This is a genomic window from Streptomyces sp. ISL-87 (assembly GCF_018614095.1).
Classification (GTDB): domain Bacteria; phylum Actinomycetota; class Actinomycetes; order Streptomycetales; family Streptomycetaceae; genus Streptomyces.
In genome coordinates, this window is the sequence record NZ_JAGGOY010000121.1 from 1 (window position 1) to 7,761 (window position 7,761).

Here is a 7,761-nt window from a genome sequence, read left to right on the forward strand (position 1 = left end):
ACGGCACATCGAAGCTCCGTTGCGGGACGGCGACTTGGCAAGGTCACCTCCACAACGGAGCTTCGTTGCGTCCGGTCGCGCACCCCGACCAGCATCGTCATACCGCCGTGACCTGCACATCCGAGAGATCACCACGACTTTGCAATCGCCCTGAGCCGAGCCCGGACATCCGGTATCCCACCCGCCGGCGAGAAGACGGCACGCAAGCGGATGGCGACCCTGGCCTGCGTCTACGACTGCGACCCGGCCCACGCCGGCCGCATGACGTGATCGCCCCGCCCGGCGGACGGACCGGGCAGCGCACCCTGCGGCCCGGCCCGAAAGCCCAGGGCAAGTGGCCCCGCTATGCCGCGGAGGTTGCCCGGCCAGCTCGATGGCGGCCCGGGCCCGCCGACACGGCCCTGTTCTCGTATGTACAGCGAAGGTGACATGTGGCGCTACGTAGTGTCCTGGCCTCGTTTCTCCTTGCTGGACGCCGCATTTAGCTGAACGACGGGCCCGGTGTGCGGAGGGACGCCGGGCCCGTTGGCGTACTGATCCGAATGGCCTGACAGCCCGCGCGCCATGGACTCTCTTCTTCCTATGGTCGAAATCGAATGGCAAGGACCCGTTCTGTGAGCGGTCGGCTTTCTGTTTTCCATCCATCCGCCGGGCAGAGCACGCCGCCCCCAGCAGAGGACGATGACCATGAGCGAGGACTACAGCGCGACCGCGATGGCCGACGAAGGGGTGGCCAAGAACGTCGAGTACACAGGCAGATACCTGGTTCTGCTCAATGAGGACGACCCCAAGGCCGGGCTCGAGGCGCTGTCTTCTGGTGCCGGAGTGTCGGTGACCGATCACGTCCAGGCCGGCGACTTCGCCTTCGCCGTTCAGGCCCTGGAACAGGGCGGAACTGTGGTCCTCGACGATCTGGGCATCGCCGTCGTCGAGGCTGTCGAGGGCGATCAGCGGTTGGCTCTGGAAGCCACCGTCGCCTCGACTCCGACTCTGGTCGGTGCGGAACCGGAGCGTGTGCTCCACGCCTGCAAGAAGGACACGCCTGCCCGCCCGGTCGAGTACTTCGAGGGGTACCTGCACGGTGTGGCCGACCTAGTCGAGCGGGTTCGGGGAAACGGTCGGGTCAATGCGCCACTGGCGCGGGCCGTGGCCGGTCCCCAGTGGAGCGAGGCGCAGGCAACCTGGGGACTGCAGGCCATCCTGGCGACCGAGACAGCCCTCACCGGCAGGGGCGTCGGAGTCGCGATCCTCGACACTGGCATCAACGAGGCCCACCCGGATCTGGCAGGCCGGGTGAGGCAGTCGGTGTCCTTCGTGCCGGGACAGGCGGTCGACGACGGCCACGGCCACGGCACCCACTGCGCCGGGACCGCCTGCGGCCCCAGGAACCCGGCCACCGGGCCGCGCTACGGCGTCGCATGCGAGGCCGACATCTACGTCGCCAAGGTACTGAACAATCAGGGCCGCGGAAGCGACGGACAGATCCTCAACGGCATCGGCTGGGCCATGAACCAGGACGGGGTCCGGGTCATCTCGATGTCACTGGGCGGGGCGGTCGCCCTCGGCGCCGGCTACTCGCGCATCTACGAGCGCGCCGCGCGTCGATGCCTAACGCGCGGCAAGATGATCATTGCGGCCGCAGGGAACGAGAGCCAGCGCCCGATGGATCTCCAACCGGTAGGAATGCCAGCGAATTGCCCGTCGGTGCTCGCGGTGGGCGCCATCGCGCCGGACTTCACCATCGCTCCGTTCTCATGTGCCGGTCTCAACCCGAACGGTGGCGGGGTCGACCTGGCGGGACCGGGCGTCGACGTGCTGTCCACCTGGCGGAACGGCGGATACCGCAGACTGAATGGCACCAGCATGGCCACGCCCCACGTCGCCGGTGTCGCCGCGCTGCTCTGGGAGCAGAACCCGAACGCGACCGCCGCACAGATCGTGACGCTGCTGCGCGCAGGCACACGTGATCTTGGTCTTCCGGCGTCGGACGCCGGCCGAGGACTGGTGCAGGCACCCTAGGGGTACCAGAATGATGAACCACCTTGGAGGGCGACATGAGCTACGCGACCGGCGATTCGCGCATGGTGAGTAATGAGACGCGCCGCGTCAGGGTCATCGTCGGGCTCGACCCGGACCATTTTGACCAGGCGGTCGAGGCCGCCCGGCGCGCTGGAATGATCATCGAGTCCGAGCAGCGGGGAATCGGTACCGCCGTGGGAACCGTGTCCGAGGACGCGCTGGCCGCCCTGAGCGCGGCTTACGGCGTTGAGGACGTGGAGCGGGAGCGCGGCTACCAGCTGCCGGATCCCGACTCTCCCGTTCAGTAACCGCTTCGCTCATCCTGCGCTCGATTGATCCCCACCGGACCTCACCCCAGAGTAGTCACGCAGCGCTACAAATCCCGTCGCCGTAGCTATACGGAACAGGGCTGACACCGGGACCCGCGCCCGTACGACCCATACGAGGACTGACCGTCACACCGCGCGACCGTGACGCGAAGGAGCCCCGGCGTTCTCGCCGGAGCTCCTTCGTGTTCTTCACCGCCGTCACCGTGGCACGGCCGGACAGCTACCGTCGCGGCCTGCCCGGGTCAGAAGTCGGGCCAGTCGTCGGAGATGACGATGCGGGCCACGTAGATGTTCGGGCCGTCCTCGCCGGGGTCGGTGTCGCCTACGTGGTACTCGGCGAGCCCGATGTCCCGGGACAGCGGTGTCGAGTACCAGCCCGGCTGGCCCGGGACCGGGTGGGCAAGCGGCGGCACGGGGTTTTCGCGGAGTTCGACGAGCAGGCTGACGACGGCGGAGAACACCGACGCCGAGACGTCCGGGGCGAGCAGCGGGTAGATGGCTGGGGAGAGCCGGATCCGGTCGCCACCGTCTTCGTCGCCGTCCGGCTCGAGGTGGTCGTCGCTCACCGGCCCCTCGTCTCCCGGGCCGCGGTGGCCTCGCGGAGTACTGCCGTGGCGGACCGACCGGGCGCACGGCCCGTCTCGACGGCGGTGCGGGTCTCCTCCGGCAGCGGGTTCGCGTACAGGTTCGCCCGCATCCACCAGCGGCGCAGGACGCCCAGGAGCGCGGTCTCGTCCGCCTCGCCCATCTCGCGGTAGAACTCCATCCGGTCCGCCGGCGGCAGCGCCTCGGCGACGGCGTTCTGCGTGCGGGGCAGCCGCTCGGGCTCGTGCGGGTGGATCGGCTGCGCGCTCATGCGAAGGCTCCCTGGATCGTCTGCTTCCACGAGTCTGCCTTTTCCGGCCGACGTGGTCGAGCAAGGGTGGGTCCGGCAAGATGCCGGGAGGTGGGTCAGCCCTGGTCCGAGAGGCCAGCATCGGCGAGACGCTGCGTGGCTGCGTCCCTTCTGCGCTGGGAAATGATCTTGAGTTCTTCGCTCAGGGCTCCTGCCACCTCGGGCAGAACATCAGCAGGCACTGCCTCTCGCACGACCTTGGTGATGCATTCCATCAGCTCTTTGTGGATCTCTGCCTCGTCGGAGTCGTACCTGGCGCGGGCTTCCTCGACTCGAACCCGGGTGTTCTCCGCGAGACCTGCGGTCCAGGCCGTCGTTGCAAGATCGCCCAGGGCTTGAGCAAGGGTGATCATGTTCCGGACCGCCTTGCCGAAGGCGAGTTCCCCGGGCGTACGTCCGTCGTCGGTTCCGACGAGGCGCTCCAGTTTCTGGTCGATCTCGCTGATCGCCGGCCGTTCGTCCAGCGGAGCTCCGGGTGCGAGGAGGCCGCGCCAGGCTGCGTTGCGCAGACCATGCTCGATGGCACTGGCGGCACCGCGCAGCTCTTCAAGGTGGCGCATGAGTTCGTTGTACGAGGACACCTCCCCGCCAGCCTTGAGGATCTGCTCGGCCGCAGCGCGTACGGAAGCGGAAGGGTTCTGGCTGCTGGTCATTGGGCCTCTCCGTCATCGTGGAGGACCATCCTTACGGTGTCGTGAGGAGCACCGCACAGGATGAGCCAAATCGAGTGGTCTTCTGGTGTAGGTTCTCGCTTTCGGTGTCATATCGCGACGCTGTGACCTGCGGGTCTTGGCGTTGTCTCACGCGGGTTGGCCTGGGTTCTGTCTCACGGCCGTGTCATTTCCTCGTGGCCCTCCCGGATCCCTGGCCTGCAGCCGGGTCCTCTTCAGGGTCATCCAAAGAGCAGTTCGACGTTGGAGTCGACGCAGATCTTCAATACGGCCACGAGCTGTCGGGCGTCCTCGATGTGCCGTGTGAGAGCGGGGTTGCTTTCCGCGGTCTCCCACTCCGTGATGATCTCGGCCAGCCGGGGCAGGATCCTGGCGCAGTCGGCGGCGGATAGATCGCCGGCATCGTCGGGATGGTCGAGCAGGGGCTTGAGCGTCGATGAGATCTCGCTCCATTCCCGGTCCCCGCCGAAGCCCCACATGTCCGGCAGTGTGAACCCCTCAGCCTGCGCCAGGCGCTGGCGAAAGGCATTGAAACCCGAGTAGGACCAGCTGATGTCCGGGCTGGTGAGGTCACCGTCCCCAGGGAACAGACACAATCCCACGAAGCCTCCTCGATCAAGACTTCATGATCGAGCTGGCAGGGCGAGTGCGGCAAGTGACTATCCGCCCCAGCGAGCAATCACGACAGCCGGGCTGTGATCTGCCGACGAGCGGAGACCCAGACCTCCTCGAACTCGTCAGAAGTCAGCTGCTCCGGATCGTGGCCCTCCCACTCAGAGACGGGCAATTCCGCTGTGATCCCAAACCTGCTGTCGTACTCATCGAGGCGGCCTGTGTCGGAGGCCTGCTGCCATTCGGCGAGGGAGGCGGCTGCGATCGGGGTCAGCTCCGGCCCTTCGAGCTCGATCTGCCGGGTCACCCAGCCTTCGGCGTCGACCTCGAAGTAGAACCAGACGTCTTCCTCGTCCCAGTAGCAGCGCATCCATGTCGTCACCAGCCCATGATGACTGCGTGCTCCGTCTGCTCGCCGGGGCAATGTCAGAGTCATGTCGGAGGATCACTCCATGCTGATTGCAACTGATGAGGCTGGGCGCGCGGTGAAGAGGCCCTCGAAGCCAGCGATAGGCAGGATGCTGGCCAACCTCCAGCGCGGCAACGCGCATCTGGTGCTGGAGCGCGTGAAGGAGGGCATGGAAGGCAGCTGGTATGTCCAGGTGTTGCTGCGCGACGACAACACGTACCAACTCGAATTCCGGGACGGCGCGGCAGCCGAGCACTATCAGACGCGGACCGTCTCCCAGGAGAAGGTCTTGACCGCGATGCTCGGCTGGGCGGCTGGCAAGGCCGACTGGAGGGTCGACTTCATGTGGAACAACATCGGCTCGCAGTTCGAGGCGGATGACGCTCAGCATCAGAGCTGACATGGCCTGGTGCTGACGACTGCTACGACCTTCTTGCCGAAGGGGGACAGCTTCATGGCCCGGCCACGTTCCGCGCGTTCAAGCAGTGCCTTCCCGAGGTCCCGTTCCAGGCGGTTGATCTGGATCACCAGGGTCGGCTGGTTGATGCCGAGGGCTTGGGCCGCCTCGCCGATTGTGCGGTAGGACGCTGCGGCCGCGAAGCGTTCGAGTCGCTGCCAGGCATAGGTACTGGTGAGGGCCTTGCGCAGAATCGCTGGGGTGCGGGCCGCCTGCTCGGTGACGCGGAGTGCGATGTCGTGGCTTCCGCCACCGCGGGGCCGGAGGGGGATCTTGTGAGTGTGGGCCCAGCGGGCCATGTTCGCGGTACTCATGCCCGTTTCTTGGGCGAGGTCTGGCAGGGTCCGGCGGCGGACGACGTACTGCTCGACGAGCCACTCCCGTTCGATGGTTCCGCGGGGCGTGTAGTCCTGAGGTCCTTCGCGAAGCGCGATGCCGTACTCCCGTGCCAGCTCGGTCAGCACGTTGCGGGAGAAGCCGGTGAGGTCGGCGATCCTTTGAAGCGAGTGGTATTCGTCCAGGTAGAGCCGAGTGAAGATCTCTTTCGGCACCTCCTGGCGGGCCTTGAAGCGGGTGCGGCCCGTTGCCCTGGCCACGGTCTTCGTCGGCGGAAGTGCGGGAGCCGGCTGTTCATCCAGGACGAGTCGGATGGCCTCGACACTCGTGCTGAAGAGCTCGGCCGCGTGCTGAATCGGTTCTTGCGCTGGCGGACAAGCCAGTGAAGGCGGGGAACATCGATCTGATCCGGATCAGGGCCGGGAAGGTCGAGTCCCGTCAGCAGGGCCAGGGGCGGCTGCCAGGTCACCGGTTCGTCATGGATGCGGTGACCAGCAAGGAAGTCTCGTGCTTCCTCCGCCAGTGCCTGGGCCAACTCAGGTGTCTGAAGCGCCAGATGTTCGGCAGGGCGAAGCCCGACCTGCTCCGCAAGCGGGTGCTCCTCGCACGCTGAAGATCACTACGTGCGGGCTTCACGGAATTCGCGCCTGAGCCACTTTGCCACGACCGCCGTCAGCAGGATGCAAATATTCGGCATTCGGCGGCTTGGTGGCTCTGGCGGCGGATTTATGCGGGATGTTGACCGGAAGGTGGGTTGCAGACCGGCCAACTTTTGGGGCCACCAAGGGGATGATCCTCACGTGCCCTATCCGTCGCGACTTCGAATGATTTTCCTACTGAAAGAAGGGCCCTTTCGAGGGACGGCGGGATGGTGCGGTGCGGGCTAGGCTCGGCGTCGCTTCGCTGGGCGGTGAAAGTTTCACGGGCTTACGGCGTCCCGTTCGTGTTCGACCGGGCTGAGGGGTGCCCCGTCCCGCGCGGCTGTCAACGATGCTGGTGGGCTAGGGAAGGGCAGGTTCGATGGCCGGGGAGTTCCAGAACGGGGTAGCGGCGGATTCGATTTTGGGAGTGGCCTGGCGGAAGGCCTCGGCGAGCGACACTTTCGAGAACTGTGTGGAAGTTGCACGGCTGATGGACGGGGAGGTGGCCGTGAGGAACTCACGGTTCCCGAAAGGTCCAGCTCTGGTGTTCACCCAGCCAGAGATGATCGCGTTCATCGACGGCGCTAAGAAGGGTGAATTCGACGGAATGACTGTCTGAAAACGCATGGCCTAGGGTTGCTGCGGCCGCGGTGAGACTTCACGATGTGCTCGGCGCATGATCGCCATCGTGAACGAGGAGTCGAGCGTGGCCGCACGGCCGTTTGGTGTAGTTGGCGGGGCCGACCTTCCGGATCGTCCCGGGGTGGCCCCGCCCTCTCGTACGGTCCGGCAGCTGCTGGGCGTGCGGATGAAGGCTCTCCGGAAGGCCGCCAAGCTGACGATTGCCCAGGTGGTAGCCAAGGGCGCCGTGAGCTCGGATGCGGTACTCAGCCGTATCGAGACCGGCAACCCAAAGGTGAACGTCAACCACGCGCTCATCAACCGCCTGCTCAAGTGCTACGAGGTCACCGACCAGGACGCGCTCCGGTCGGTACGGCTGCGGGTGGAACAGCTGCTGTCGGACGCCAAGCCCCGGTGGGCCGCCCACGACGGTCTCGTCGCCGGCGACTTCGCGGATCTCTTGCACATGGAGGCGGCCGCCGACCGGATCACGGTGTTCGAGACCATGTTCGTGACCGGGATGCTGCAGACCCCCGCATACATGGACGCGGTAATGACGCATCCGTGTCTGAGCGAGCAGGAGCGGGAGCAGGCTGACCGCCGCCAGCGGCTGCGCAAGGAGCGTCAGCGGCTGCTGGAGTCTGCTGATGCGCCGGAGTTCACCGCGATCATCGATGAGGCGGTGCTGCACCGGACGGTGGGCAGCCGGGCGGTGATGCGGGAGCAGCTGCGGACTCTGTTCAGTCTGTGTGAGAGGACGCTAAGTCCCTT

Annotated in this window: 12 protein-coding genes and 1 pseudogene; 7 read left to right on the top strand and 6 right to left on the bottom strand. The window is 66.3% G+C overall.

Features of this window, described 5'->3' with window-relative positions:
• Positions 1–186: 186 nt before the first annotated feature.
• From J7I97_RS40520 to J7I97_RS34620, 3 genes and pseudogenes are all read left to right on the top strand, one after another.
• Positions 187–368: pseudogene (locus tag J7I97_RS40520) on the top strand (ISKra4 family transposase); the annotation flags it as partial.
• Between the two features lie 319 nt (positions 369–687).
• A complete protein-coding gene (locus J7I97_RS34615; RefSeq protein WP_251059451.1) occupies positions 688–2,019 on the top strand; it encodes a S8 family serine peptidase in 1,332 nt (443 codons plus the stop codon).
• A 35-nt stretch (positions 2,020–2,054) separates the two neighbouring features.
• The gene (locus J7I97_RS34620; protein WP_214943485.1) at positions 2,055–2,327 is read left to right on the top strand and encodes a hypothetical protein; all 273 of its coding nucleotides are present in this window, start codon (positions 2,055–2,057) and stop codon (positions 2,325–2,327) included.
• A gap of 263 nt (positions 2,328–2,590) precedes the next feature.
• Here the strand turns inward: J7I97_RS34620 and J7I97_RS34625 are convergent, their stop codons facing one another.
• The 5 genes from J7I97_RS34625 to J7I97_RS34645 all read right to left on the bottom strand — a co-directional run bounded on the left by J7I97_RS34625 (position 2,591) and on the right by J7I97_RS34645 (position 4,896).
• Positions 2,591–2,914 carry a hypothetical protein gene (locus J7I97_RS34625; RefSeq protein ID WP_214943488.1) on the bottom strand — a complete coding sequence of 108 codons (324 nt, stop codon included), beginning with the start codon at positions 2,912–2,914 and terminating at the stop codon, positions 2,591–2,593.
• A complete protein-coding gene (locus J7I97_RS34630; RefSeq protein WP_214943491.1) occupies positions 2,911–3,204 on the bottom strand; it encodes a hypothetical protein in 294 nt (97 codons plus the stop codon). The genes J7I97_RS34625 and J7I97_RS34630 overlap by 4 nt, the downstream gene beginning before the upstream one ends.
• Before the next feature lie 95 nt (positions 3,205–3,299).
• Positions 3,300–3,896 (bottom strand): hypothetical protein, encoded by a 597-nt coding sequence (locus J7I97_RS34635; protein ID WP_214943494.1) that lies wholly within the window; start codon positions 3,894–3,896, stop codon positions 3,300–3,302.
• 239 nt (positions 3,897–4,135) lie between these two features.
• Positions 4,136–4,516, bottom strand: a complete 381-nt coding sequence (locus J7I97_RS34640; protein WP_214943497.1) for a hypothetical protein — start codon at positions 4,514–4,516, stop codon at positions 4,136–4,138.
• A gap of 77 nt (positions 4,517–4,593) precedes the next feature.
• Positions 4,594–4,896 (bottom strand): hypothetical protein, encoded by a 303-nt coding sequence (locus J7I97_RS34645; protein ID WP_214943509.1) that lies wholly within the window; start codon positions 4,894–4,896, stop codon positions 4,594–4,596.
• 82 nt (positions 4,897–4,978) lie between these two features.
• Here J7I97_RS34645 and J7I97_RS34650 point away from each other — a divergent pair, with 82 nt between their 5' ends.
• A complete protein-coding gene (locus tag J7I97_RS34650; protein WP_251059452.1) occupies positions 4,979–5,335 on the top strand; it encodes a hypothetical protein in 357 nt (118 codons plus the stop codon).
• On the opposite strand, the gene J7I97_RS40100 is transcribed toward J7I97_RS34650, so the two are convergent.
• The gene (locus J7I97_RS40100) at positions 5,326–5,988 is read right to left on the bottom strand and encodes a LysR family transcriptional regulator (protein WP_308369427.1); all 663 of its coding nucleotides are present in this window, start codon (positions 5,986–5,988) and stop codon (positions 5,326–5,328) included. The two genes, J7I97_RS34650 and J7I97_RS40100, sit on opposite strands and share 10 nt — an antisense overlap.
• Before the next feature lie 122 nt (positions 5,989–6,110).
• On the opposite strand from J7I97_RS40100, the gene J7I97_RS39305 reads away from it, so the two are divergent.
• From J7I97_RS39305 to J7I97_RS34665, 3 genes are all read left to right on the top strand, one after another.
• On the top strand, positions 6,111–6,341 hold the full coding sequence (locus J7I97_RS39305; RefSeq protein WP_251059453.1) for a hypothetical protein: 231 nt from the start codon (positions 6,111–6,113) through the stop codon (positions 6,339–6,341).
• Between the two features lie 407 nt (positions 6,342–6,748).
• Complete coding sequence (locus J7I97_RS34660; protein ID WP_214943500.1) at positions 6,749–6,988, top strand: DUF397 domain-containing protein; 240 nt, start codon at positions 6,749–6,751, stop codon at positions 6,986–6,988.
• A 57-nt stretch (positions 6,989–7,045) separates the two neighbouring features.
• Positions 7,046–7,761 (top strand): helix-turn-helix transcriptional regulator (locus J7I97_RS34665; protein WP_214943503.1); only part of this gene is annotated, 716 nt, incomplete at its 3' end.

Excerpts from the sequence above, each read along its gene's own strand:
- J7I97_RS34635 (WP_214943494.1), bottom strand. The coding sequence starts at position 3,896 with ATGACCAGCAGCCAGAACCCTTCCGCTTCCGTACGCGCTGCGGCCGAG.
- J7I97_RS34620 (WP_214943485.1), top strand. The coding sequence starts at position 2,055 with ATGAGCTACGCGACCGGCGATTCGCGCATGGTGAGTAATGAGACGCGC.
- J7I97_RS34615 (WP_251059451.1), top strand. The coding sequence starts at position 688 with ATGAGCGAGGACTACAGCGCGACCGCGATGGCCGACGAAGGGGTGGCC.
- J7I97_RS34645 (WP_214943509.1), bottom strand. The coding sequence starts at position 4,896 with ATGCGCTGCTACTGGGACGAGGAAGACGTCTGGTTCTACTTCGAGGTC.
- J7I97_RS34630 (WP_214943491.1), bottom strand. The coding sequence starts at position 3,204 with ATGAGCGCGCAGCCGATCCACCCGCACGAGCCCGAGCGGCTGCCCCGC.
- J7I97_RS34650 (WP_251059452.1), top strand. The coding sequence starts at position 4,979 with ATGCTGATTGCAACTGATGAGGCTGGGCGCGCGGTGAAGAGGCCCTCG.
- J7I97_RS34660 (WP_214943500.1), top strand. The coding sequence starts at position 6,749 with ATGGCCGGGGAGTTCCAGAACGGGGTAGCGGCGGATTCGATTTTGGGA.